The organism is Acinetobacter sp. BEC1-S18-ESBL-01, from assembly GCF_014169935.1.
Taxonomy (GTDB): Bacteria; Pseudomonadota; Gammaproteobacteria; order Pseudomonadales; family Moraxellaceae; genus Acinetobacter; species Acinetobacter pittii.
Genome location: NZ_AP022302.1, coordinates 1,764,518 through 1,790,857, shown reverse-complemented (window position 1 = coordinate 1,790,857; position 26,340 = coordinate 1,764,518). Strand labels below are relative to the sequence as shown.

General features: G+C 39.4%; 26 protein-coding genes. 10 read left to right on the top strand and 16 right to left on the bottom strand.

Going from position 1 to position 26,340, the window contains the following annotated elements; translation table 11 throughout:
* Position 1: 1 nt before the first annotated feature.
* Genes H7R46_RS08375 through H7R46_RS08360 form a run of 4 tightly spaced genes read right to left on the bottom strand, consistent with a single transcriptional unit; the run spans position 2 to position 2,954 of the window.
* On the bottom strand, positions 2 to 463 hold the full coding sequence (locus H7R46_RS08375; protein WP_032003720.1) for a MaoC family dehydratase: 462 nt from the start codon (positions 461 to 463) through the stop codon (positions 2 to 4).
* Positions 464 to 465: 2 nt separating this feature from the next.
* Positions 466 to 1,377, bottom strand: a complete 912-nt coding sequence (locus H7R46_RS08370; RefSeq protein ID WP_000154577.1) for an SDR family NAD(P)-dependent oxidoreductase — start codon at positions 1,375 to 1,377, stop codon at positions 466 to 468.
* Positions 1,378 to 1,421: 44 nt separating this feature from the next.
* Positions 1,422 to 2,177: an SDR family NAD(P)-dependent oxidoreductase gene (locus H7R46_RS08365; RefSeq protein ID WP_032012632.1), complete on the bottom strand. Its 756-nt coding sequence runs from the start codon at positions 2,175 to 2,177 to the stop codon at positions 1,422 to 1,424.
* 12 nt (positions 2,178 to 2,189) lie between these two features.
* Positions 2,190 to 2,954, bottom strand: a complete 765-nt coding sequence (locus tag H7R46_RS08360; protein ID WP_042783361.1) for an SDR family oxidoreductase — start codon at positions 2,952 to 2,954, stop codon at positions 2,190 to 2,192.
* A gap of 179 nt (positions 2,955 to 3,133) precedes the next feature.
* Between H7R46_RS08360 and H7R46_RS08355 the strand changes: the two genes are divergently transcribed.
* The 3 genes from H7R46_RS08355 (at position 3,134) to H7R46_RS08345 (ending at position 5,891) form a co-directional block, all read left to right on the top strand.
* Positions 3,134 to 4,069 (top strand): LysR family transcriptional regulator, encoded by a 936-nt coding sequence (locus tag H7R46_RS08355; RefSeq protein WP_032012634.1) that lies wholly within the window; start codon positions 3,134 to 3,136, stop codon positions 4,067 to 4,069.
* 93 nt (positions 4,070 to 4,162) lie between these two features.
* Positions 4,163 to 4,732: a TetR/AcrR family transcriptional regulator gene (locus H7R46_RS08350; RefSeq protein ID WP_000113716.1), complete on the top strand. Its 570-nt coding sequence runs from the start codon at positions 4,163 to 4,165 to the stop codon at positions 4,730 to 4,732.
* Between the two features lie 139 nt (positions 4,733 to 4,871).
* On the top strand, positions 4,872 to 5,891 hold the full coding sequence (locus tag H7R46_RS08345; RefSeq protein WP_032012636.1) for an MBL fold metallo-hydrolase: 1,020 nt from the start codon (positions 4,872 to 4,874) through the stop codon (positions 5,889 to 5,891).
* A gap of 57 nt (positions 5,892 to 5,948) precedes the next feature.
* Here the strand turns inward: H7R46_RS08345 and H7R46_RS08340 are convergent, their stop codons facing one another.
* Positions 5,949 to 6,317 (bottom strand): hypothetical protein, encoded by a 369-nt coding sequence (locus tag H7R46_RS08340; RefSeq protein WP_005069175.1) that lies wholly within the window; start codon positions 6,315 to 6,317, stop codon positions 5,949 to 5,951.
* 406 nt (positions 6,318 to 6,723) lie between these two features.
* On the opposite strand from H7R46_RS08340, the gene H7R46_RS08335 reads away from it, so the two are divergent.
* Positions 6,724 to 7,272 (top strand): RrF2 family transcriptional regulator, encoded by a 549-nt coding sequence (locus H7R46_RS08335; protein WP_005069174.1) that lies wholly within the window; start codon positions 6,724 to 6,726, stop codon positions 7,270 to 7,272.
* Between the two features lie 158 nt (positions 7,273 to 7,430).
* Entirely contained in the window at positions 7,431 to 8,636 is a 1,206-nt protein-coding gene (locus tag H7R46_RS08330) for an NAD(P)/FAD-dependent oxidoreductase (protein ID WP_005069172.1), read from the top strand.
* 94 nt (positions 8,637 to 8,730) lie between these two features.
* Here the strand turns inward: H7R46_RS08330 and H7R46_RS08325 are convergent, their stop codons facing one another.
* Positions 8,731 to 9,423, bottom strand: a complete 693-nt coding sequence (locus H7R46_RS08325; protein WP_005069171.1) for a type 1 glutamine amidotransferase domain-containing protein — start codon at positions 9,421 to 9,423, stop codon at positions 8,731 to 8,733.
* 156 nt (positions 9,424 to 9,579) lie between these two features.
* Here H7R46_RS08325 and H7R46_RS08320 point away from each other — a divergent pair, with 156 nt between their 5' ends.
* Positions 9,580 to 9,996, top strand: coding sequence for a MerR family transcriptional regulator (locus tag H7R46_RS08320; protein ID WP_005069170.1), 417 nt, complete (start codon positions 9,580 to 9,582; stop codon positions 9,994 to 9,996).
* Positions 9,997 to 10,222: 226 nt separating this feature from the next.
* Here H7R46_RS08320 and H7R46_RS08315 read toward each other — a convergent pair whose 3' ends face one another.
* From H7R46_RS08315 to H7R46_RS08305, 3 genes are all read right to left on the bottom strand, one after another.
* Complete coding sequence (locus H7R46_RS08315) at positions 10,223 to 11,290, bottom strand: saccharopine dehydrogenase family protein (protein ID WP_005069168.1); 1,068 nt, start codon at positions 11,288 to 11,290, stop codon at positions 10,223 to 10,225.
* Between the two features lie 15 nt (positions 11,291 to 11,305).
* Positions 11,306 to 12,544, bottom strand: coding sequence for an NADH:flavin oxidoreductase/NADH oxidase family protein (locus H7R46_RS08310; RefSeq protein WP_005069166.1), 1,239 nt, complete (start codon positions 12,542 to 12,544; stop codon positions 11,306 to 11,308).
* Between the two features lie 160 nt (positions 12,545 to 12,704).
* Complete coding sequence (locus tag H7R46_RS08305; protein WP_005069165.1) at positions 12,705 to 13,535, bottom strand: alpha/beta fold hydrolase; 831 nt, start codon at positions 13,533 to 13,535, stop codon at positions 12,705 to 12,707.
* Positions 13,536 to 13,863: 328 nt separating this feature from the next.
* Here H7R46_RS08305 and H7R46_RS08300 point away from each other — a divergent pair, with 328 nt between their 5' ends.
* Positions 13,864 to 14,763 carry an acetoacetate decarboxylase family protein gene (locus H7R46_RS08300; protein WP_005069162.1) on the top strand — a complete coding sequence of 300 codons (900 nt, stop codon included), beginning with the start codon at positions 13,864 to 13,866 and terminating at the stop codon, positions 14,761 to 14,763.
* Positions 14,764 to 14,847: 84 nt separating this feature from the next.
* Here H7R46_RS08300 and H7R46_RS08295 read toward each other — a convergent pair whose 3' ends face one another.
* From H7R46_RS08295 to H7R46_RS08280, 4 genes are read right to left on the bottom strand one after another with little or no spacing between them, the layout of a single operon-like run.
* Positions 14,848 to 16,317 carry an amidohydrolase family protein gene (locus H7R46_RS08295; protein ID WP_032012638.1) on the bottom strand — a complete coding sequence of 490 codons (1,470 nt, stop codon included), beginning with the start codon at positions 16,315 to 16,317 and terminating at the stop codon, positions 14,848 to 14,850.
* Positions 16,314 to 17,108, bottom strand: a complete 795-nt coding sequence (locus H7R46_RS08290) for an ABC transporter permease (protein ID WP_005069159.1) — start codon at positions 17,106 to 17,108, stop codon at positions 16,314 to 16,316. Before H7R46_RS08290 ends, H7R46_RS08295 begins: the two co-directional genes overlap by 4 nt.
* Positions 17,101 to 17,922, bottom strand: a complete 822-nt coding sequence (locus H7R46_RS08285; protein WP_005069158.1) for an ABC transporter ATP-binding protein — start codon at positions 17,920 to 17,922, stop codon at positions 17,101 to 17,103. Before H7R46_RS08285 ends, H7R46_RS08290 begins: the two co-directional genes overlap by 8 nt.
* 50 nt (positions 17,923 to 17,972) lie before the next feature.
* Positions 17,973 to 18,965 carry an ABC transporter substrate-binding protein gene (locus tag H7R46_RS08280; RefSeq protein WP_182924255.1) on the bottom strand — a complete coding sequence of 331 codons (993 nt, stop codon included), beginning with the start codon at positions 18,963 to 18,965 and terminating at the stop codon, positions 17,973 to 17,975.
* A gap of 659 nt (positions 18,966 to 19,624) precedes the next feature.
* Between H7R46_RS08280 and H7R46_RS08275 the strand changes: the two genes are divergently transcribed.
* The 3 genes from H7R46_RS08275 to hpxO all read left to right on the top strand — a co-directional run bounded on the left by H7R46_RS08275 (position 19,625) and on the right by hpxO (position 22,940).
* Positions 19,625 to 20,638, top strand: a complete 1,014-nt coding sequence (locus H7R46_RS08275; protein ID WP_005069155.1) for an isopenicillin N synthase family dioxygenase — start codon at positions 19,625 to 19,627, stop codon at positions 20,636 to 20,638.
* A 233-nt stretch (positions 20,639 to 20,871) separates the two neighbouring features.
* Complete coding sequence (locus H7R46_RS08270; protein ID WP_002113694.1) at positions 20,872 to 21,588, top strand: FadR/GntR family transcriptional regulator; 717 nt, start codon at positions 20,872 to 20,874, stop codon at positions 21,586 to 21,588.
* 194 nt (positions 21,589 to 21,782) lie between these two features.
* Complete coding sequence (gene hpxO, locus H7R46_RS08265) at positions 21,783 to 22,940, top strand: FAD-dependent urate hydroxylase HpxO (protein ID WP_005069152.1); 1,158 nt, start codon at positions 21,783 to 21,785, stop codon at positions 22,938 to 22,940.
* A 99-nt stretch (positions 22,941 to 23,039) separates the two neighbouring features.
* Here the strand turns inward: hpxO and H7R46_RS08260 are convergent, their stop codons facing one another.
* The 3 genes from H7R46_RS08260 to uraH form a co-directional block, all read right to left on the bottom strand.
* Entirely contained in the window at positions 23,040 to 24,335 is a 1,296-nt protein-coding gene (locus H7R46_RS08260; protein WP_005069151.1) for a hypothetical protein, read from the bottom strand.
* Positions 24,336 to 24,511: 176 nt separating this feature from the next.
* Entirely contained in the window at positions 24,512 to 25,885 is a 1,374-nt protein-coding gene (locus H7R46_RS08255) for a nucleobase:cation symporter-2 family protein (protein ID WP_005069150.1), read from the bottom strand.
* Positions 25,886 to 25,935: 50 nt separating this feature from the next.
* On the bottom strand, positions 25,936 to 26,271 hold the full coding sequence (gene uraH, locus H7R46_RS08250) for a hydroxyisourate hydrolase (RefSeq protein ID WP_002113914.1): 336 nt from the start codon (positions 26,269 to 26,271) through the stop codon (positions 25,936 to 25,938).
* Positions 26,272 to 26,340 lie beyond the last annotated feature (69 nt).

Here is a 26,340-nt window from a genome sequence, read left to right as displayed (position 1 = left end):
CCTATACATTTACAAGTGTAAGCCACTCTGTCACAAGTGCCGGTTTTGCCTGATCTTCGATTTCAATCGTGACTTCCATGATCAACTGATAACTTCCCTTATTTTTTTGGGAAACATTTTTTAAGTGAAAATTTCCCCGCACCCGCTTACCGCTATGTACAGGACTCATAAAACGCAAATTATTGATGCCATAATTCACGCCAGATTTCTGCCCCTGAACAGTCGGCAACACCTGAGCGGCCATCGCTGAAAGTAAAGAAAGTGTTAAAAAACCATGGGCAATCGTGCCACCAAAAGGTGTCTGACGAGCAGCTTCTTCATCCACATGAATAAATTGATGATCTTGTGTGACATCTGCAAAGGTATTAATCATGCTTTGATCAATGGTCATCCATTGCGAGCTACCTAATGCTTGGCCTTGCAACTCAACCAGTTGGTCGATGCTTAATGTATTTTTTGTCAAAATTATTCTCCTGCCATTAATGAAGCTTTTTTCAGCTCAAGCTCACCCTGAGCGCCTCCTCTGACAGGAACAAACTCATCTGTTCGGTCTGAAACATCAGCTAAACGTTGTGCTAAAACATGCGGAACTTGTTCATCCGTACCTAAATAAATTCCTTGCGTAAGGGTAATGTGGGCAGCTTCAAAACTACCTGCGCCAGCACAAAGAATCATACGGGTAGGTGCATCTTCGCTAACCAAAGTCGCGATTGCAGGACTGACCGCACTTGGAGCAAGAGCTTTAAGGGCTTCTTCGGGTAATAATCCTTCAAGCATACGAGTTGCAGCTGTTGGTGCTAGACAGTTCACCCGAACATTAGATTTTTCACCCTCTAAAGCCAGTGTCTGCATGAGTCCAACTAATGCCATTTTTGCAGCACTGTAGTTGGACTGCCCAAAGTTGCCATATAGACCAGAGGATGAAGTCGTCATAACAATACGACCATATTTTTGCTCGCGCATGATATCCCATACCGCTTTAGTACAATTTACTGCCCCCATTAAGTGGACATCAATCACGGTACGGAAGTCATCTAAGGACATTTTACTAAAAGTTTTATCTCGAAGAATTCCAGCGTTATTAATTAAAATATCTACACGTCCCCAACGGGCAATTGTTTCATCTACCATCTGTTGAACTTGTTCAATATCAGTGACTGAAGCACCATTTGCCATCGCCTCGCCACCAGCCGCAATAATTTCATCCACGACTTTTTGGGCCGCCATGGTTGAGCCACCTTTTCCGTTCACATCGCTACCAAGATCATTCACGACCACTTTTGCACCCAAACGAGCCAGTAACAATGCATGTTCCCGCCCTAGACCTGCGCCTGCACCTGTAACAATAGCCACTCGATTGCTTAAATTAATTGTCATGATTTTTTCCTAAAGATATGAATAAGATGTATTTAATAAATGTTTTAATAAGCTGTCACGCCGCCATCAATTGCAATGGCTTGACCTGTGAGATATGAGTTTTCTTTGGCACACATCATCAGCATCATTGCCACCACTTCACTTGGATGGCCAAGACGCTTCATTGGCGAGGCCTGCGCTAAAAAGTCTTGTTTCTCTTTGAGTTCACTGTCGACCACCATCGGGGTGGTTGTATAAAATGGACAAATTGCATTAACTCGAATGCCTTTATTTGCATATTCAACCGCTGCTGTTTTGGTTAATCCCACCACAGCATGCTTTGCCGCAGCATAGGCAGCCAATTTGGGAGCAGCGCCTAAACCTGCAACAGAAGCAACATTCAGAATAATGCCCCCACCTTGTTGCAACATCTGACGAATTTGATGCTTCATTCCAAAGAACACACCTTTGGCATTGACGGCAAAACTCAAATCCAGATCTGCTTCATCGGTATCAATAAAGCTTTTCATAGGCGGACTCATACCTGCATTATTGATCCCGACATCGACTCTACCAAACTGAGTAACTGCACTTTGCACCAAAGCCTGTACATCTGCTTCACAGCTGACATCACACACTTGCGCAACCACCTCTACTCCTGCTTGGCGTAGCGGTTCAACTACAGTATTTAACCCTTCAATATTCAAGTCACCCAACACTAATTTTGCACCATACTTTGCCAGTTGCTCTGCCAGCAATGCACCAAATCCACTCGCCGCACCTGTGATTAAGACCACTTGACCTGAATAATGATCGTACATTGCTATTCCTCCTTAAATAGTTAAACCGCCATCAACCACAATACATTCACCATTGGTGTAACTCGCAGCATCGGACACTAGATACAATACCGTACCTGCCATTTCACGTGGTTCTGCATGACGGCGTAATGGAATTGTGTCCATCCAGCTTTTATAAATATCTTCATTTTCAAATAGTGCCGAAGCAAATTTAGTCTTGGTAAGACCAGGCAATAAAGCATTCACTCGAATGCCCAATGGTCCACATTCTTTTGCAAAGGCTTTGGACATATTCACTACCGCAGCTTTGGTAATAGAATAAATACCTTGTCGGTCTCCGGGTTGCAGGGCATTTACAGATGCGGTATTAACAATTGCACCGCCACCCTGTTCTTTCATTAATTTACCTGCCTCAACAGACATGAAGAAATATCCACGAATGTTGACTTCAACCGTTTTGTTATAGGCCCCAATATCTGTATCAAGAATATGCCCAAAATAAGGGTTGGCAGCTGCATTATTGACTAAAATATCTAAACGACCGTGCTCTTTACGAATATATTCAAAAATTGCTGCAATATCTTCGAGTTTACCCACATGACAAGCGGCTGCCTCCGCTTTACCATTTGCTGCAATAATTTCATTAGCAACGCGTTGGCAATCTTCAATCTTGCGACTAGATACAATTACATGTGCGCCTTGTTGTGCTAAAAGTTTGGCAATTTCCTCACCAATACCACGGCTTGCACCTGTAACTAAGGCTATTTTTCCAGTCAAATCAAATAAATGTGTTGCCATATCATTTCCTTATGTTCATAGGTTTTATAAAAATTAGTGGTAATCAACGCTTTCTAAATGCTGTTACCACAAGCGCTACATTCAAAATTCACAGTATTAATCACTCTATTTCTTATGCTATTTCCTGACCATATCTAACTTGTTACAATGAATAAAATGAATTGTTTGAATAGCAAACTATGAATGAAATGAATAATAATATTGCCTCTCTTGCTCGTATTGACCTGAATTTATTTCGTGTATTTGTGGCAATTTATAAAGAAAAAAATCTAACACGAGCCAGTGAACAACTTTTTCTAAGTCAACCTGCTGTTAGCCATGCTTTGGCACGTTTACGTGATCATTTTAATGATCCATTATTTATTCGAGATGGACACGGTGTTGTTCCATCACCTTTAGCCAAACGTTTATGGCCTAAAATTGAACAGTCATTACAACTTATGCATCAAGCAATACAAAGCACGCATGACTTTGTGCCAGCACGAGATTTAAAGCATCTCACAATTGCTATGAATGATGAGTATGAAGGAATTTTTTTACCCTCTATTATTCAGCACTTAACTCAATTTAATCCTAATTTGCAGTTAAATAGCGTACGCATTGATCGTAAAAACTTAAGACATGAGCTTTCTACGGGGAAAATCGATTTTGCGATTGATGTGCAACATTCGGTTGAAGATAGCATTGGTTATGAATGCCTTACTAAAGATCAATTTGTAGTAATAAGTCGCAAGCAGCATCCTTTATTATCCACAACAAACCTAACCAAAGAAATTTATTTAGAAGCTAAGCACATTACAGTGTCTTCTCGTCCCACAGGTCGTGTTTTTGAAGATTTTTTCTTATCTAAACAAGGTATTAAAAGAACGATTAGTTTCCGCTGCCAACAATATGAAACGGCAATCCGATTAATTACACAAATGGACCATTTACTCACGATTCCTCAATGTCAAATTGCTCATTTTAAAGATACTTACCCTCAAATTAAGGTGCATCCGCTACCGATAGATATTGTTGGATATCAGATGAATTTATATTGGGATCAGCAAAAGTCCCATGAACACCAAATCGTATGGTGTAAGAGCCAAATATTGCAGCTTATGAATAGTTTATAAAATAGTAAATTTATGACAGTAAAATTCTATTTCGCTTGCACTGCTCATATTTTTATGTATGATTGAGTAATCACTCAATTAATATTTTTGTATATGGCTCGTCCTCGTAGTGAAGATAAACGTAATGCAATTTTAAGTGCTGCTATCGAAACATTGGCAGAGCTTGGCGAACGTGCGTCTACCTCAAAAATTGCCAAAGTTGCTGGCGTGGCAGAAGGTACTTTATTTACCTATTTTAGTAATAAAGAAGAGCTGCTTAACCAGTTATATCTTTCACTAAAGGCTGAGTTACGTCAGGTGATGATGCTTAGTTACCCGACTAACGCTGACCTACAAACACAAATGTCACATATTTGGCAAAGCTATTTGGACTGGAGTTTAGAAGCCCCTCTTAAACGGAAAGTGATGGCGCAGCTTTCAACTTCGGAACAAATTACTGAGCAAAGCAAACAAATTGGCATGCAAACCTTTTGTGACCTGACTCAAAACATTCAAGAGCGTATTAATGATGGAAAATTAAGAGACTATCCACCGTTATTTATTGCTTCAATTTTAGGTGCGCTTGCTGAAGTTACACTCAATTTTATTGCCCAAGACCCTTCTCAAGCCGAGCGTTATCGCAAATCAGGTTTTGAAGCCTTTTGGCATGCAGTTTCAATATAGATAAAAGTAAGGATGCACGGCGTCCTTATTTTTGAATGAATTAATGAGTGAGTAAATACTCATTTAAATAAATCTAAATAAGCACTTAGCCCAAGTTCTTATTTGTACATATAGGTTTGTTCCTATAAGGAAAAACAAAATGACTATTTCAAACACAACAGACTTGCCTGCTCCCTTAATGCCATCTCAGCAACACAATGGCAAATTTAGAAATACGCGTCCGAACCAACACAAACCTTCTTTTGGCAAAACGCTTCAACTCATGTGGAAGTTTCTATTTAACAAACCAAAAGATACCGTTCCAAACAAAGCAATTCCTGTTTTAAGTTTGTCAAAAGAACAGCTTTTAAGTGCGCCTGACCGCTCTCTATTTCGTTTGGGCCACTCAACCATTTTGTTAAAACTGCAAAATGAATTTTGGTTAACCGACCCAGTTTTTTCAGAGCGTGCATCACCTTTTCAATGGCTTGGACCAAAACGTTTCCATCAGCCGCCGATTAGCATTGCCGAATTACCACCCATTAAAGGCGTGATTTTGTCGCATAATCACTACGACCACCTCGACTACCATGCAGTCATGCAACTTAACGATAAAGTTGAGCATTTCTTAACACCGCTTGGTGTGGGTGATACGCTCATTAAATGGGGAATTCCAGCAGAAAAAGTTCAACAACTTGATTGGTGGGATACTACCCATGTGGATGGGCTAAAATTGGTGGCTGCCCCTGCTCATCATTTTTCAGGCCGTGGTATGGGTGATAGCAATGCGACACTTTGGGCTTCGTGGGTAATTATTGATAATGACTTACGTGTATTTTTTAGTGGTGACACAGGCTATTTTGATGGATTTAAAGAGATTGGACATCGTTATGGTCCTTTCGATCTCACCATGTTAGAAACGGGTGCTTACGACTCCGAATGGCCCGATGTTCATATGCAACCAGAGCAAACTTTACAAGCGCATATCGATTTAAAAGGTCGTCATTTGTTGCCTGTGCACAATGGGACTTTTGATTTGGCACTTCATGCTTGGGACGATCCATTTGAACGTATTGTCGCTTTGGCTCAAAAAAATAATTTAGCGATTAGCACACCGCAAATGGGTGAACTCTTGAATCTTAATGAACCGAATGTCGAAAATTATTGGTGGCGTTCGTAAGTTTGAAGAAATTATTTGGAGAGTAAAAGAATGCTTTTTCTCTCCAATATTTAAATTTTAACTTTTCTTATATGCCTTCCAAGGAAACTTAATTGTGCACACAACAAAAACCAGAAATAAAAATTGGGAAATATACATATAATTGAACAAGTCTCGCCCTACCTTTAATGTAATCCAAGTATTGTGAATGACATCACTAAATATAATAAGAAAAGTTAGAATTAAGCCGATACGAGGTCTATAAAATAGAAGAATTGCAGCAAGTAGATCAATAAACGTTAAAGATGTCCAATAAATACAAGTAAATAAAGGCGCATTGTTATAGTCCCAAAACAAACCATGCATCAAAACTGTTTGTAAATGGTTGAACCCTGCACCGATAAGGCAAAGTGCATAAATACATCTAATAATAAATTCACTTTTCAAAACAACTCTCTTATTCATTCATCATGCTATATAAAAAATATTTTTATTCAGATAAAGCTATTTAATATTTTAAGTAAAACAATCTACGTAAATATAATTTAAATAACTCTATAAATAAATGATAAATGCCTATCCCGTTTCATCTATCTTACTTATAAGTGGTGAACTATTTGATTAAACACCTGTTAGACATTCTTAGGATTAAGAGAACTTAATAAAATATTTTTTATAAATTATTAAAATCTTTTTATTTAATAAAATTTAAATTATTCAATCAGATACATTCATAGTTAACACTTTTAAATAGCCTTCTTTAAACTAGGACTAACTTTGTCTTAGTTTTATTGTTGACTTAAAACACAGACTACATTAGTCTGTGTTTGTAATTGATCAATTATGAAATTAAATGGCTTATATCACTAGTAGCGTCGAGTATGCGATTCACTGTCTTCTTTTTCTTGTGAACAATGAAGATAAACCTTTAAGTAGTAAGGATCTTGCCGAATTACAAGGAGTCTCTCCGAGTTTTATGGCCAAAATTTTTCCTAAACTTGAAAAGGCAGGTCTCGTTATTGCTCAAGAAGGTGTTCGTGGTGGATATTTACTGGCTCGATCTGCTCACGAAATCAGTTTTTTAGATATCGTGAATGCAATTGAGGGTGAAAAACCACTTTTTGAGTGCCAAGAAGTTCGTGGAAAATGTGCAGTTTTTAACAATGCCCCACCCGATTGGGCAACCAGTGGTGTGTGCGCAGTACATGCAGTCATGCTACAAGCCGAAAAAGCCATGCGAGATGCTTTAGGTGCTCATACACTTGGCGATATTGCAGACCGTTTTGGCCGTTATGCACCTGACGTGTTTTTTAGTAATGTAAATGGCTGGATCAATGAACGCATTGAAGGAAGAACAGCAAAAATGCGTAAAAGTAAAATATCGCGGGATGTCCCCGACTAATAAGTTGGTAGGGGTTCGCACCCTAACATAAAACACCCTTAATCCTTTTTAAATGTCTTCTCAGATTTTTTCGGACAATCAGAGAATGGATTCGCTCACCCAAAATTTTGTGATGAGTTGGAATGTGATGTCCGAAAATCTATCAAAAGGATAATCAAATGAGTAAGCGTATTATTATTGCAGGTTCTGGCTTTGCTGGCTTATGGGCTGCACTCGCTGCCCAAAGAGCAATTCACTTAGCGTCGCAAGAACAAAACATTGAGGTGCTGATGGTTTCCCCTAGCCCGAATGTTGGGATTCGTCCTCGTCTTTATGAAGCTGTGCTTGAAAACATGAACCCTGATATTTCAGAGTTATTAAGTGTGGTGGGAGTTAAATTTCTGGCAGGTTGGGTAAATAAAATTGACTCAACCCAACAGACCATCGAAGTTTCAACCATCGATGGCAACAAACAATCCTTAAGCTATGACCGTTTTATTCTGGCAACGGGAAGTACCACTTTTATGCCCCCGATATCAGGTCTTACCGAATATGGATTTAGCGTAAGCACCCTAGAAGATGCAGAAAAATTAGATCAACATCTTAAAAACTTAGCCCATAAACCTGCAAATGCGGCACGTAATACTGTAGTTGTTGCTGGTGGTGGACTGACTGGCTTAGAAACTGTGACCGAAATGCCTGAGCGTCTGCGTAGTATTTTAGGTGAAATTGATGTCCGTGTGGTTTTAGTGGATTCCTCAACAGAAATTGGTGCAGCAATGGGTGACCAAGCCGCTACAGTTATTCGAGAAGCCCTTAACGAGCTGGGTGTTGAAGGTAAAGCTGGACTGCGCGTGACTGCACTTGATGCAACTGGTGTGACACTTTCTAATGGCGAAAAAATTGAAGCAGAAACCGTGATCTGGACTGCGGGCATGCGGGCCAACCCACTTGCCTCTCAAATTGCTGGTGAAAAAGATAATTTGTGCCGTTTGATTGGGGATGCTTATTTACATGCACCTGAAGCAAAAAACATTTTTGTGACTGGCGACACTGTAAAAGTTCCAACCGATGATTTAGGTAATTTTAACGTGATGTCGTGTCAGCATGCTATGAGCTTAGGCCGTGTAGCGGGTTATAACGCTGCGGCAGAATTGGTTGATTTACCCCTTCATCCATACAGCCAACCAAAATATGTAACTTGTGTTGACTTAGGTCCTTGGGGTGCACTTTATACCGAAGGTTGGGATCGACAAGTTCAATTTGTGCGTGAAGAAGCGAAAAAAATTAAACAGGAAATTAATACTGTCTGGATTTATCCACCAGTTGCAGACCGTGAAGCAGTTTTTGCAATAGCAAACCCTGATTTTGTGATTGTTCCTTAAATTTAACTTCGTAGGATCAATCCATTTATTTAAAAACCCTAAAAGCAAGCCCATCGCTGGTCTTACTTTTAGGGTTTATATTTGAATTATTAAATTATGACTTTTCTAGCTCTTCTATTATCGCTAAAGCCGTCTTTTTAGCTGAAAAAGGGTTTTGACCTGTAATTAATTTGCCGTCTTGAACGACGTATGGTGCAAAAGGAATAAAAGCCTTTTCATAACGAGCGCCATATTCTTTCGCTAACTCTTCGGCATTGTACGGCACTTTTTTTGCCACCCCTGCCAAAACCTCTTCACTCCATGCAAAGCCTGTTAACTTTTTATCTTTTATAAGTCGTTCACCATTTGAAAGTCTGACATTGAGCAAGCCACAATAGCCATGACAAACACTCGAAACAATGCCGCCTTTTTCATAAATATTTTTGGTGATTTCTTGAAGTTCAGGATTATCTAAAAAATCCCACATCACACCATGACCACCTGTGTAATAGATCACGTCATAGTCTTGCCAATTAATATCGGAAGGCTTAAAGGTATTTGCCAGCAGCGTAATAAAAGCCTGATCTTTTTCTCGGTCTTTAACAGATTTATCTGCCACTAAAGGCACAAGCGATTTTGGTTCAATTGGAGTTTTTCCGCCATTTGGACTCACAATATCTTGCACATAACCTTGTTTTTCAAACTCATCATAGGCATGGGTGAGCTCACCTAACCACAGTCCTGTTTGTTGATCTACATCCTTATAACGTGAAACATTGGTCACGACGTGTAATATGCGTTTAGACATTTTCTCACCTCATTTTTCATATTTATAATTCTATTCTTTCGTCTATCAAAGCATAGAAAGTTGTTACTGAAAGTGTGTGCTTGGTAAAGTTATGAACCTTGCTTTTGTGTTACTATAAGTCTAAAGTTAGCTTGAATGTCAAGAGAGTATGTAGCTATGAATATTAGCGAGTTATCGAAATTAAGTGGTTTAAGTACCCCTACTATTCGTTATTACGAGCAAATTAAACTCTTGCCTAAAGCCAAAAGAAAATCGAATGGCTATCGTGAATATTCCGATAACGATTTGAAACAACTTTCTTTAATCCAGCAAGCTCAACAAGTCGGTTTTTCTTTAGCAGAAATTAAAGCATTTTTGCCATCGAAAGTTGTCGCTTGGGACCATGATGCTCTCATTCAAACGATTGAAACCAAAATTCAGGAAATAGAACTTTTAGAACAGAAGCTAAAAGTCAGTAAGCAAAACTTACATACCATGATTGAAGCTATTAATAACAAACCAGATGAAATTACATGTGAGCAAAATGCAGAACGTCTGATGAATCTCTATTTTGACAACGCAAAAACACCATAATTTCAATTAGAGTTAATCACTCTCGCGTTGTATAGATGGGTACTGGTATCAACTAAGTAACCAAAGCGTTTAAGCATCAATCTATAAATCTAAAAAAACAAATTACGGACCAACGCTGTAATTCGTTTTTTCATGCAAATACTATAGAAAAAAATCAGCCAATCTTTTGATAGTGAAAACCTTACTCGGGACCATCAATAAATGTGCTGTTTTAATAAAGACTTTATTAATTAATGACCAGTGGACCAGAACCCGGTAGTTCGGTCACTAGCTTATAACCCATCAATTTTGCAGGTGTGTATGTACCACCCTTAACGGTATTTTTGAGCAAATAATTCACTACAGTCAGTGAACCATTTACGGTAAGGCTATAAGCGTTTTCCGTTTGGATACGGGCGGTTTTGATTTCCCCACGCATATTTCTTGCTTCACCCCAAACATAGGTGGGTACTTTTGCGCGAAGTTCCTCATTTGGCCCAACAACTGTCTTTTCAATACGCGACTTAATAAACTTCTGCACAGCATTAATTTTTAATACTGGGCGTAAATAGTTCATCATTTTCGCGCCCATAATCATTTTGGGAAATGCAGGTACAAATACTTCAATGTTTGGAATACCTGTTGTATAGAAAGCTGTAGATACGTCTCCCCACGGAACACTCATGGCACTTTTTTTACCATCACCAAAATCAATGGTACGCACATAATGGGCTAATGGAACGGTGATAATTTTTCCGTTTTTACGAATTTTTCCACCTTCGGCCATGCCTTCTGTACTTGTTTTAGCAGTACCCGGTGAAAACCCTGTTCTAGAGTCAAAACCAAGCGCTAAATGTGTCGCATCTGGCAATGCTTCTTTGAGCGCGGCAGCGACACAATCTGTCGGGATCACATCGAAACCGACACCCGGACAAAGCACTATATCGGCTTTTTCAGCTTGGCTGTTAAGTGACTGTGCCAATTCAAATACAGCGATTTCACCAGTAATATCTAGATAGTGAGCACCAGCCTTTATACAAGCTTCCATCATGGGTTTTGATGTTGCTGAAAATGGCCCTGCACAGTGCATCATCAATTTAAAGCCTTGGAGTTGTTCACTTACTGCATCTACGTTATCAAGCCCAAAAGCTTTATAGTCGAGTCCTAGCTCCTGAGCTAATGTTTCAACCTTAGCTTTGTTACGACCAGCCAGAGTTGGTTTTAGACCTTGGCGTACAGCTTCACGAGCGATTAACTCGCCCGTGTAGCCATTTGCTCCATAAATTATCCAGTTTGAATCGTTAGGATTTGTCATAACACAACTCACTTATTAAGAAGCAAATGAATAGTCACGCATGCCTTTTTTGTATTGGCGGGTACGGCATGATATTGCTGATTGTTGCAAAATTAAAGCCCAAGCTGGTGAAACATTTGGTTTTGTTTTTTTACCAGAGCTTAAATTACGTAACTGGAATTTAACCACTGCCATATTGGCAAGTGAAGCAAGTGTTTTGTTCTTCCAAGTAATCGGTTTTAATTCAGGAGTAAGATTCTGGCCTTGTTTCCAAGCATTTGGCAAATTAGGTTCAATCGCTAGAGCTGTGGCAATACCGACCATATCTACACCGCTTTCAACTACTTTTTCTGCCACTTGTTTACGGCGTATACCACCTGTCACCATAACAGGCATTTTGGCAACTTTACGAATCTCTTGCGCAAATTCTAAAAAATAAGCTTCACGAGCAAGAGTACGGCCATCACGTGCTTGACCTTGCATGGCAGGTGCTTCATAGCTACCGCCTGAAAGTTCAACCAAATCTACAGCGTGTTCATTTAGCATTTTAACTACTTGTTGAGCATCTTCAGCGCTAAATCCACCGCGTTGGAAATCGGCTGAGTTCAGTTTTACTGCAACAGTAAACGTAGGCGAAACGACTTTACGAACTGCTTCCACAATCTCAATTAAAATACGAGCGCGATTTTCTAAAGAACCACCCCACTGATCTTGGCGTTTATTGCTGAGCGGTGAAAGAAACTGGCTTAATAAGTAACCATGTGCTGCATGAATTTCTACACCAGTAAACCCTGCTTTTTCACTTAAACGCGCCGTGTTTGCAAAACGCTGAATCACCTCGGCAATCATAGATTCAGTCATTTCAATTGGCGTATTAAAGCGATTTGACATTTTGCCAAGATCAAGTGAAATAGCAGATGGCGCCCAAGTCTGCTGACCAAGGTTCGCTTGCATTTGACGCCCCGGATGGTTAATTTGAAGCCAAATCTGAGCGCCTTTTGAACGACCAATTTGTGCCCATTTTTTAAAAGTATCCAGATGCTTTTCATCTTCAAGCACTACGCCGCCCGGTCCAGTCATCGCTCGGCGGTCTACCATCACATTTCCAGTAATGATTAGACCGACACCACCATTTGCCCAAGCTTGATATAAACGCATTAATTCTTCTGATGGTGCGTGGTTTAAATCAGCCATGTTTTCTTCCATTGCCGCTTTAGCAATACGGTTCGGAACATACGAGCCATTTGGGAATACTAATTTTTCGAACACTTTCATTGGAATGACCTCATTCAGTATGGCTTTACTTTAAGATTAAAGCCAACTTTAATGTCAACACCTTTTAGCATTTCTATATTTATTACTTTCAATTTCATTTACTTATAAATAAAAAAAGAGGCACTTAATAGGCCTCTTTTTTAAACTTTAAAGCTTTAAATTATTCGCGAATAAACGTCAACAAGTCAGCATTAATCACTTCATGGTTTACAGTTAACATACCGTGAGAAAAACCCGGATAGATCTTGAGTTGGCTATTTTGAAGTAACTCAGCAGATTTTACGCCAGACGTTTTATAAGGCACGATCTGATCGTCATCACCATGCAACACTAAAACAGGAATGGTGATTTTCTTTAAATCTTCGGTAAAGTCAGTTTGTGAGAACGCCACAATACCATCGTAATGTGCTTTGGCACTACCCGTCATGCCCTGACGCCACCAGTTAGAGATGATGCCTTCAGATGGTTTCGCATCTGGTCGGTTAAAACCATAGAACGGACCAGATGGAAGATCTCGGAAAAATTGCGCACGGTTGGTGAGAACCTGATTTTGCAGATCATCAAAAACTTCTTTTGGTAAACCTTCAGGATTATTTTCAGTTTTAACCATCAGTGGCGGAACTGCACTGACAAGAACAGCTTTCTTAACATTGTCTTGGCCATGACGTGCAATATAATGAGCTACTTCACCACCGCCCGTTGAGTGGCCAATGTGAATTGCATTTTTAATATTCAGATGTTTAACCACTTCTGCAACGTCATCTGCGTAGTGGTCCATATCGTGACCATCCCACACCTGACTTGAACGTCCATGTCCCCGTCTATCATGAGCAACTACACGAAAACCTTCTTTAAGGAAAAAAAGCAACTGTGTGTCCCAATCATCTGAACTTAAAGGCCATCCATGATGAAAAAATAAAACTTGGGCATCACGTGGTCCCCAATCTTTATAGAAAATTTCTACGCCGTCTTTTGTGGTTACATATCCCATCTTTGTTCTCCTGGTGAAAAACTGCTTGTTGATTCGTTATAAAGGATTGAATATTTATACTAAGTTTAAAGTTAACTTTAAGGTCAACTATCTTAATCGTCTTTTAAAAATAAAATTTATATGAAGACGCTAGGCGACATTGTATCTTTTTAATCTTTAATTGTTTTTATTTTATTTCTGTTAAATGTCAAAGACTTTACACCTCAAAATTAAAGACTTGACCTTAAAGTTAGCTTTAATCTTATAATTTCTGTATTGATTCTAAATTAACACGTCTTGAAATATACAGCATTAGCTACTCGGTCAATTAATGTAAAGGTGAACTTTCATGAATACAAAACAACAGTTTACTGAAGTTGAATTTGGGCAACAAAAAGTCAAAGTACCCAAAGGCGGTTATTATGACCGTTTCAGAATGACCCCCGATTTAGATGAAGTCGCGCAAGATCCTGCTGTTGGCAACATCGATTTTTTCCGTCATATACCTAAAAAAATTGTGGAATCCCGAGTAGGTCCTGTTTGGGCACCCAACTTTTATTATCGTAGTGCAAATGTACAACTGCTCATGCTTGCACCTATTAAGCGAATTAAAGCAAAACTTCCTGCTGACTTAACGCCATTACAACCATTTCCGGGTTACGGGTTGGTTGCTGTTACGTTTTTTACCTATTCTGTTTGTGACAATGACCCTTATAACGAAGTGTCGATTGCGATTGTTGTCCGTAAGCCTAATGCTCGTGGTTCACATATTGCAGAGTTAATGAAATCGATGCGTCAACGTCATTTTTATGCTCATGTTTTAGCTTTGCCTGTTGATACTGAAATCGCCAGAGTGCGTGGTGTATATGGTTACCAGCTACCAAAATGGTTAACTAAAATTGACGTCAACATTAACTCAAAAGAAGTGCAAGCCGATATTTTTGATGTTAATGGCAAATTGGATTTAAGCTTAAAGACCGCTGTACCGACTTTAAAACATGTTGATTCTGAAACACATATTAATAAAGCAACTATGCTCCATGTAGTTGATGGGAAATGGCACCAGACAGAGGTTCAGTCCAACATTCTTTCTTTTGCGCAAAAGCTTTTTCCAAAGAATGTTCAACTCGAGAAAAATGAGGGGCCTTTAACTACATTGCTAAATGAATTAGGTGCTTCAAAAATTTTACGTCTAGATGTTGTTGAAGATGCTCAGGTGATACTTAATTTGCCGATTAAACTTCTTTGATATTTTGGCGGTATGATTACCGCCTCCCTTTAATTTAAAATAAACTTAAAGCTATTAATATCATAGTCTAATCACATATCTAAGTTAGGCTATTTTCGCCATTTCGACACTACGCTGCTGCAACAGTTTCACCGATTGCTTCGCTTGCCAAGCTAATTCCATCATATCAACATCAGGAATTTGATCATTTTCCACCACCATTTTTCCAGCCACAAACATGGCTTTAATATGTGCTCTCCCACCACTTGCCACAGGGCCAATCGCCATATCATGTAAGCCGAAATAACGCGGATCATCTAATTGATAAGCCACTAAATCTGCCTGTTGTCCAACCTCAATTGAACCCACTTGATCTAAACCTAAAATCTTAGCTCCACCTAAAGTTCCCCAACGAATGATATCCTCAATACTTGCAGCATCTGCTCCTCCTTCAAATAACCCACCCTCATATTGAGGTAGAGCCGACATGCCCTTTCTGGCCCGTTGTAACAACCATGCAGCATGGGTTTCAGATAACATATCTGCGGCTTCATTCGAGCCCGCACCATCTACTCCAATCGAAATGGTCATACCCGCTTGTTCTAAACTGACAAGATCGGCAATACCACTCCCCAAACGTGCATTACTCTGAGGACAATGTGCAATCCCTGTTTGTGTTTGACCCAACAGCTGTATTTCTTCAGGTAATAGCTTAACCAAATGGGCAAACCAGACATCGCTTCCAACCCAATCCTGCTCTGCACAAAACTGTACAGGTGTCATACCAAATTTAGCTCTAGCCGCATCCAGATAATCTACTGTTTCAGATAAATGGCTATGCATGCGGATACCGAATTGTCTAGCAATCTTGGCGCTTTCTCTTAATTGCTGTGCAGTGGTCGAATGCAAAGCTGTGGTGGGTGCCATCACAATTTTCCGGAATGCATCGGAACTTGGTTGATGATATCGCTGTACTAGGAGTTCTATATCCTCCATATAGTCTTCAAATTTCTCAGGACGTAATGCTTGCGGTAATTCGCTTTCTAAGCCACGCGTTAGAGTTGCGCCACCTCGGCATAACACAAAACGCATGCCTAACTTTTCAGCTTCATCAAATAAAATCGCAGCCCCATCGAACGGCATTTGTGGCCAGTAAAGATAATGATGATCCGCTACTGTTGCACAACCTGACCGTAATAATTCAATTAATCCGATACGTACTGCCACCCGAAATGTAGCTTCATCGAATGCACCACGAAATCGGTATGGCGTACTGGCAAGCCATGAGGTTAGGTTTTGATTTAAACCTTGTGGTTCGCCCTTCAATAAAGATTGAAATAAATGATGATGAGTATTTATCCAAGCTGGATAAATTACACAGTCTTTCGCATCGATAATTTGTTCATTCGATTGAGCGGTCAGTTGTCCCAATTCAATAATTTTACCGTCTTGAATACGGATATCAGTAAATGAAGAACGTGCTGCATCCCCCGATAACCCTGTCAGAATGGCATAAGCATTTTTGATTAAATAGCGATGATTTAAAGAACCATTATTTGAAAGATCATGACTCATACTTGTTCACTCTCATGCCATTTATTTAAAAAGAAATGACTTAATAAAGACATCAGCACAAATAAACCCAAGCCTGTGCACGTGATAAGAAATAGTGCGGCAAACATTAATGGTAAATCGAGCTGAAAACCTGCTTGCAAAATTTGGTAAGCCAAACCTGCACTAGTCCCACCAGCTCCAGCCACAAACTCGGAAACCACGGCGCCAATAAGTGCCAAACCAGAAGAAATACGCAACCCACCAAAGAAATAAGGCAAAGCATTCGGCACACGTAAGCGCATTAAAATTTGCCAACGACTGGCTTTATTGATCTGAAAAAGATTAAGTAAACCTTTGTTGACGCTACGTAAACCTAAAGTGGTGTTAGTCAATATTGGAAATACTGCAACTAACATGGCACAAACGACTAATGCTAATGTTGTATTTTGAATCCAGATAATCACCAGAGGGGCAATAGCGACAATTGGAGTCACCTGAAATAAAATGGCATAAGGCATGAAACAGGCTTCTACTACACGGCTTTGTACAAAGACGAAAGCGATCAAGGTGCCAATGACTACAGCACAGACAAAAGCCAATAAGGTAATTTTTAGTGTGATCAACAAGCTTCCAAATAACACACTGGACTCTTTAATCATTGCCATAACAATATCGCTGGGTTTTGGTACGACATATACAGGTACTTCAAGCTGTTGAAAACTCAACTGCCAAACTAGTAGGAAAATCAGACCTAACCCTAGTGGAGCTGCAATACGTTGTACCTTTGGATGTTCCATTAATGGTTTAATCATGACTATGCCCTCCGCTTGCCTCAGCTAATACTTGGGATAGATGTGAACATTGTTGAATAAAGACTTCAGAACTACGAAAAGCTTCATCACGCACATAAGGCCCCTCAATTTCTAGATCAGCCACCACACGTCCTGGTCGTGCCCCCATCACAATGACCCGAGAAGATAAATACACTGCCTCATAGATGCTATGAGTGACAAAAACCACCGTTAAATCTCGCTCAGACCATAATTGACGAATATCACTGTCAAGTTTATGACGAGTAAATTCATCTAAAGCTCCGAAGGGTTCATCCATTAACAGTAAATCTGGTTCAGTCACTAATGCACGAGCCAAAGAGGCACGCATTTGCATACCTCCCGAAAGTTCGCGTGGATAAGCCCGACTAAAGTTTTCTAAACCAACGGCCTTTAACACGGCCGTAACTTTTGGTGTACTAGTTGATTTCGAAATATGCTGCAAATCCAAAGGTAAGCGTACATTTTCTGCAATATTAGCCCAAGGCATCAGGGTTGCTTCTTGAAAGACCATTGCCATTTTGCATTGTGATTGGATCTCGGCCTTGCCATTCCAACGCACTAGTCCCGCAGAAGGTTGCTCCAGATCAGCAAACATTTTCAGTAAAGTACTTTTCCCGCAACCTGACGGTCCAAGTAATGAAACAATCTCACCACGTGCAATATTTAAATCCAAACGTTGTAAAGCATTAGTGCCATTTGGATAGGTCTTTTCTACTCCTCTGACCATAATCATTGGCGTAATAAAATTTGGAGATTCATGTATAGAAGTATCAATTGTTAATGCAGAATTCATATAGTTTCCCCTCCGCGCGAATGCCTTATTTCTTAACCCTATAACCCTGACTACTTGGCAGTTTTAACAAACTGTGTGGTATAAGCAGTTTTCAAGTTGGTTTGAGCTTTTAACAAACCAGCGTTCACCATAAAATCTCGTGTGGCTTTCCAACGCGCATCGGTCATGACCCCGATTCCTTGAGTTTTGGCATCTCCTCCATCAATCAGTTTGAGTTTGCGCATTTGACCTACTGCAAAGGCCAGCAGATCATCTTTCATATTTGGATTTTCTTTTTTAATCAAACTATTCCCTAATCGAGGATCAGCTAAATAGTTTTTCCATCCTTCCATCGATGCCTGAACAAAACGACGCACAACATCTGGTTTGTTTTGAATCACATCATTACGTGTAACTAAAATACCGCCATAAGCTGGATAGCCAGCATCAGCAAATAGAAAGAAATTACTTGAAGGTTCTGCTTTTTTTGCCTGAAAGACTTCAGAGGTTGCATAGGCTTGCTGTGCCACATTTTTCCCAGCTAAAAATGGCTGCATATTGAAGGTATAAGGGCGAGCCTGCGCTGCATTTAATTTATATTTCCCCTTTAACCATGGCCACCAGCTTGCTTGCCCACTGGTTGAAACAAGAATTGTTTTGCCTTTTAAATCCGCCAACGACTTTACATCGCTATGAGTTAATACACCTTGTGGGTCAAACTGAAATGGTGCCGCAACTGCTTTGATTGGAAAATTACTTTCAATACCCTTTAAGACCTGTAAATCATAATTAATTATAATGTCGGCACGTTTGGACAATAGTAAGGTCATATTATTGACCTGTGGCCCACCAATTTTAATATCGACATCGAGTCCGTATTTTTTATAAATCCCTTGTGCAAGTGCCTGATAATATCCACCTTGCTCGGCTTGTGCATACCACGTGGTTTGTAGAACAAGTTTATCGGCAGCATAACTGGTTGAACTGAAAATTGTTCCTAACCCCAATAATGCACTCACAATAACAGTACGTCGCCCTTTGCTTACATAGTGCTGAATATTCATAAATAAGCCCCCTAAATCTGTATTGATTTATCTTGCTATTCTTTTTAGGGGGGCAATCAATGTATCAAATGCACATTTCTCTCAAAACCAAGATGGTTTTGTCCCCAAAAGAGGAACAGCAAACGCTGTAGAGCAATGTCCCGCATGTTTACTACACACTGACCGCTTATACTCAGGAATGAATTAGCAAGCTCTGTGCCAATTTTGATTTCATTTTGTTTTTTCATAGTAATAATCTAATTTGGGCTTATTTTTAAACATGCCTAGATGAATAAACTGCGTTAATTAATTTGTTTTATATGCGGCTTAGTGGTGCACTAGGTCATCATTCATGCACTTCACAGGTGCTTTTCTAGAATAAAAGCTTTTTGATTATTCATCGCTGATTCCTCTATAAATGTAATATTGCTCTCCCCATCCCAACTTCATAACCTATCCTTAGAAATTGGCACAAAAAGTGCTACATGCTCTATGTCAGAGTAGAAGCGTTCAGCATAGTAGTAATATCAATTGCTATGTGGGTCATTGCTCAGAAAACAGCTCATGTTCTTTACATAAAGTTATCTTTTATTAAGAACGTGTGGCTCTTTTTTGAATGTGACCCATCTATATCAATCTATTTGATTGGGTCACGATTATCCAAAATATGAGGTTGAAATATGAATAGCGCCAATATGACTCCAGTAGCTAAAAATGACTACAGCTTAGAAGAACTGCAAAAAGAAGCTCGTATGGGAGCTTTTGGTCAAGAGACCTTTGAACGGGAAGTGCGGGTCATTGACTTATCAAATTTTGAACAACGTAAATATGAAATTGCGGACCAACTCTGGTCAGCAGCTACCGATATTGGTTTCTTTCAAGTATCGAATCATGGCATTCCACTTGAGCAGATTCAAACTGCATTTGAAATGACACAACAGTTTTTTAATCTGCCAGAATCGATTAAAGCTCGCTACCCACTCAATCGCAATGCAGGTTGGGAAAGTAAGGCACAGGTTCGTCCATCGACCAGCACACCAGACCAAAAAGAGTCTTATCAAATTACCCGCCCACGTATGGAAGGTCTTTATCCTAGTCAACAGGAATTACCTAATTTTAAAGATACCATGTTGGAGTTTGAACATGCATGCTGGCAAGTCGGCATGAAAATTTTATCTTGCTTTGCTTATAAACTAGGCTTTGCCGATAACTTCTTTACTCTTGCTCATGACCCTGATCAAGAAAGCTACCAAAGTACCTTAAGAATGCTGCACTACTATGCAATTGATCCTGCTCTTAAAGATCAATTAGGTCTATGGCGTGCAGGAGCGCATACAGATTTTGACTGTTTAACGCTACTGTTCCAACGTAAAGGACAAGGTGGCCTGCAAGTTTGTCCGGGTAAAGATATGGAACAACAGCAATGGACCAGCATTGAGCCACGTGATGATGTAATTACCTGTAATATCGGTGATATGCTCACGCGTTGGAGCGATGATCAACTGCCTTCTAATTTTCATCGTGTTAAAAATCCTGAAACAAATGAATATCAAGGAGCACGTTATAGTTTGGCGTTCTTCTGCCAAGCCAATGAAGATATGATCATTGAAGGACCACAAAAGAAATATCCGGCCATTACAGCTAAAGAATATTTAAAACAAAGAATTAGCGCAAACTTCAACGGAAAGTATTAAAATTACTGTGTACGGTCAGAGATAAATAGTCTCTGACCGTTCTGAAGTTTCAGCAATACATATTGTCATTAATCATTCTTAAACTTTTTATCCTTATTCAATAACGTAATATCCAGTTCAACTGGTCTGATCTGTTATTAAAAATACGGCTAATTTTAAGCACGTGCACCAACAAATAGATAAATTTTGTGTAGAATCAAATTATTTATTTATATATTTATGGTGTGTTGCTTATGAGCCCACAAGCTATGCTCAACGGAAAATCATCTCAGGTGACTGAGCAAGCGGTGGAAATCATTTATCAACGCATTCAACAAAATACTTATGCAGTCGGGTCTGCTTTACCCTCACAACGTGAGCTTGCCATTCAATTAGGAATCAGCCGTGCTTCTTTACGTGAAGCATTAACCCGCCTCGCCGCTTTAGGTCTATTAGAAATCAAAGCAGGCAAAGGTGTTTACGTTATTTCACAGCATAGCCAAGCGGCAGAACAATGGGATGGTGAACATCGTGTATCACTTAAAGATTTCTATCAATTACGCTATGTACTAGAAAGTTTTTGCGCACTTCTCGCATGTGAGTATTTAACTGAAGACGATAAGTCCATCTTACAGCAACATTACCAATCATTAGCGAGTGCAATCAAAGAACAAAACTGGCAAGCAGCCTCTGAATTTGATTATGCATTTCATCAACATATTATTGAACTTAGTCATAATCAATCAATTATTCAAACACTTAAAATACATACCGACTGGATTAAAAAGAGTCAGATCCTGCCCTTTGTTCAACCCAATCTGGCATTTAAAACCATTCATGAACATGAATTAATTCTGCAAGCTTTATTTAATCAGGACTCAGCAGCAGCTGAAAAAGCTATGCAAGCACATATTATTGGTGCCGCACAGCGTGCTGGTGTGTATTTTTCCAGACATAACAGCGCAATATAATCATAAATTCCAAATTTTTAGTGCTATGCACTACTTTTTTGTCCATACTTTGAACCACATCAATACCACCTTTTTAAGATTGCTTTTTAATGGAGCAATATTACTGGTATGACCAGTAAAACCAGTTAATAAAATTGGCACACTTCTCGCTTAGAACGGTTTAGAAACTTATTTAAATACTTAGGATCTGAACAATGAATATCGCGATTGTAGGTGCAGGTATGGGCGGTTTAACTGCTGGTATCGCTTTAAAAAAATTTGGTCATCAAGTCACAATCTATGAGCAAGCATCCGAAATATTGCCTGTTGGTGCTGCCATCTCACTTTGGTCAAATGGTGTTAAATGTCTCAACTATCTTGGTTTAACGGATCAAATCCAGAAACTAGGTGGACAAATGGAGTCTTTGGCATATCTTGATGGTCTTAACCAACAAACCATGACCCAATTTAGTTTGTTACCTTTATATAAAGAAGTAGGACAACGTGCCTATCCTGTCGCTCGAGCTGATCTACAACAATTATTAATGCAGCAATTTGGTCTGGAAGATATCAAACTCGGTATGAAAATGACTGCAATTGAAGCTCATCAAAATGATGTCACCATACATTTTCAGGATGATTCGCAGATTACAGCCGATCTATTGATTGGTGCAGATGGTACACATTCACTTACGCGGCAGTTTGTATTGGGCCATCAAGTTGAACGTCGCTATGCTGGCTATGTAAATTGGAATGGCTTGGTTGATATTGATGAGCAGATTGCACCAGCCGTGCAATGGACCACATATATTGGTGAAGGTAAACGTGTATCACTCATGCCCGTTGCACAAAATCGTTTCTATTTCTTCTTTGATGTGCCGCTTGAAGCGGGACTGTCAAATCAGCGTGAATATTATAAGCAAGACCTTAAAATGCATTTTAGTGGTTGGTGTGAACCAGTACAAAAACTCATTGAGCGTTTAGATGAGAAAAAAACCAATCGTGTCGAGATTCATGATATCGAGCCTTTTATGAATTTCTATAAAGGACGTGTAGTGCTCTTAGGTGACGCCGCTCATAGCACTACTCCAGATATTGGACAAGGTGGCTGCCAAGCCATGGAAGATGCGATTTATCTTGCTCGTGCATTACAAATCAATACTTTTGGATTGGAAGATGCTTTAAACCGCTATCAAAACAAACGCAATGATCGTACTAAGGAAATGGTGTTAAGAGCCCGAAAACGTTGCGATGTGACACACATGAAAGACCCGAAAATCACCCAAGAGTGGTATGAATCTTTATATCAGGAACAAGGTACTCACATCATGCAAGGGATCATCAGTAATATTATCGGCAATCCTCTCGACTAAAAATTTAAATACTTTCCCCCTCTATAGGGGGATTTTTTTTAACCTATAAAAAAAGTGCATATTTCGATTTAAATATGCACTCTATGCTATAAAACACAGTTAAAACTTATAAGACAGTGCAAAACGGTTTTGTAAGAAATTTTTGTCATAGCGTGGTGATGTTTGGATACCTACAAAATTGCTGACACTAAAACCTTTTAAAGCTCCCGTAAAATTATAAATACCAAACAACATGTATTCAGATTGATTTCGACTCGCGACATTTTCCGACTCTTTTAAGTCCATAAATGAATAACGCGCGCCAGCTATCAACTGATCTGTCAATTTACCTTCTAAAGACAACATCAATGCATTACCCGCACCTAAATCTTGAGAGCTGGTGAAAAATGGCTGGGCAAAGAGTTCACCTGAAGAAGTTTTAGCTGCATAGGGTGTTAATAATGCCCCATTCAAATAACTGCCCTGATCTGGTTTTATATAGTTATACGCGACTTTTAGACTGGCGGTAGGCATTACTTTAAACGCAGCCTGTACACCGAAAATTTGGCTATTAACCTCTCCAGCAAGTGCTTTGCCCTGATCTTTACCTGAAATATACTGGATTGAAAATTCAGGACTATAATTAAACTTTGGAATTGCTAAATCAGCTTGGGTATAGATTAGACGAGTATAGTCATCATAATTTTGATACCAAAATTGCGTTTTTAAACTTTTATCATTGGCTAAATTAAAGCGCTTCCCTGCACCAACCGACCAAACCCCATTGGTTTCCACATTTGAATTTTGACGAGAAGTTTTATTGAACTCATCTTCGCCATAACTTTTATATTTATTTACTTTAGTGAGTCGTAAGAAATCATAATTATTCCCGATCTGTACATCAGCGGCTTGATATAAAAACATCAATACACGACGATCAGCATAATCGCCCATAAAAGGTAAATTTAGCCGCTGGTTACCAATCGTCACTCTAGCCAAATCGTTTTTCCAGCTTACATAAGCTTCTGCTAGACCATCCCTATCTTCTTTTAATTCTGGCACTTCATCATTTTCATTTTTATCATCCAGACGGCGTTGTATGTCATATCCCACAGCTACCTGTATGCCATGAAAAGGAGCTGTTTCATATTTAATATACCCTCCAATGACAGTGGTATCCTGATTTAAATTATTCACAAAATAGCCATTATTAAGTGAGTAATATGCAGATTTAACTACCCCATGAATACTGCCGCATGCAAATGCTGCACCTATACGGTCAATTGAATCATTACTCGTCTGACAATCCTGCTTTAGATTAAATAGGCCATTCAGACTGGTATCAGCAGCCCATACCGGCACAGTAGCAGCCATGCTCAGCATAAGTAATGCCGATTTTAATTTTAAATTTCTCATAAAATTCCCCTATAAGATTTGATTTGAAAGTCGCTTATGGTCTTTCAAAAGACCTGTTTTTGACCTTTTTAAAGTCAAAATCCCCCTAACCTATTCATCATTGAATAAGCGACCTTTGAATTTTTGCGAATGAAAATGCGGTTAAATTAGAATGTCTAATCCCTAACCGGTGTCGATCAATGCCCTGAATTTATGGGCGTAGTTGCAACGTCAACGGACTTTTTGCTAAACGGTAAGTGGTTAAAAATAATATTGAGCAAAATGGCAGTGATACAGGCAGAACTAATACCTGAATGTAATAGGGTTTTTACCCATGTCGGAAATTGGGCATAAAACTCTTGGTTTACAATTGGAATCATGCCGATTGTGAGTGAAGTAGCGACAATAATCAGATTTTTATGATCGTTATAATCTACTTTGGCTAGAGTTCGTATTCCACTGGCAGCAACTGTACCGAATAATACAATGCCTGCTCCACCTAAAACTGGCATCGGAATTGATGCAACAAAGCGGCCAATAACAGGTAATAAGCCCAAGATAATTAAAATTCCACCAGCCGTTGCCACCACAAAACGGCTTTTAATACCTGTAATTGCAACCAGACCTACATTTTGAGCAAAGGCGGTTTGCATGAATGAACCAAAGATTGGGGAAATTGTACTCGATAGCATATCTGCACGTAGACCATCACCAATTCGTTTTGAATCAACTTTAGTTCCAACGATTTCACCAATCGCAATAATATCGGCCGTGGTTTCAGTCATGATTACCAAAGTAACAATTACCATGGAAAGAATGGCAGAAAATTCAAATACAGGAGAACCAAAATGGAAGAAACTTGGAAAAGCAAAAATAGGACCCGTACTTACTCTTGAGAAGTCAGTAAAGCCTGCAATATAAGCAATTACTGTACCCAAAACGATTGCTGCAAGAATCGCAAGGCGGCGCAGAATCTGATTTTGCAACATACTAAAAATAATCACAATCGCTAGCGTAATTACAGCCAAACCAGTATTAGTCGGATCTCCCCAGTTTTCAGCTTTCGGGTTTCCTCCCATAATCCAGCGGATCGCAACAGGTGTGAGCGAAATACCAATCATGGTAATGACGCATCCTGTGACCACAGGTGGAAAGAAGCGGATAATTTTTGCAAAGAATGGTGTAATCAACAAACCAATTAGAGATGCGACAATCACAGCACCAAATGCAGATGGCAAACCCCCACCGGTACTCACAATTGCCAAAATAGTGGCAACCCCTGCGAAAGATACGCCTTGCACAATTGGTAATTTTGCACCGAAATATTTAAAGCCAATGGTTTGTATAACTGTGGCGAGGCCTCCCACAAATAAGGCGGCAGCCACCAATAAGCCAATCTCTGAAGCATCTAGACCTGCAGCTGCACCAATAATCAATGGCGGTGCAATAATCCCACCGTACATGGTCAACACATGCTGCAAACCATATAAGATGTTTTTATTCATCCCTAAATATTGATGTTCTGCCGAGATATGCGGATCTCTCTCTGGATTTATATTGTCTTGATGCATGGGTTAATTCCTCAAATTAAATTCATGATGTCCATATTGCTTGGGTTGATTTAGCTGCCACGATACGTTGAATATGAGAAAGGACTGATCAATAGAGGCACGTGAAAGTGCTGGTGAATATCATTGACTTTAAAATCAATACAGACTCTCGGATAAAAGCTATTGGTATTTAGGGCCTGAAAATAATCCCCTACTTCAACAACCAATTGATAATGACCACGAATAAATGAGTCGACATTAAATGCTTGAATACGTCCATCTGCATCAGTGAACTGTTCATCGATTAAAATATATCCATGGCTCGTTTCCTCGAATAATTTCACCAATACTTGAGTTACTGGCTCGCCGAGTGATGCACTTAAAATATGTGTGCTGATACCCGCCATTATTGAATCTCCTGATTTGAGCGAAGAAGGACGTTTCTGAATTAATTCAGAAATCCAAGTTGGGATATG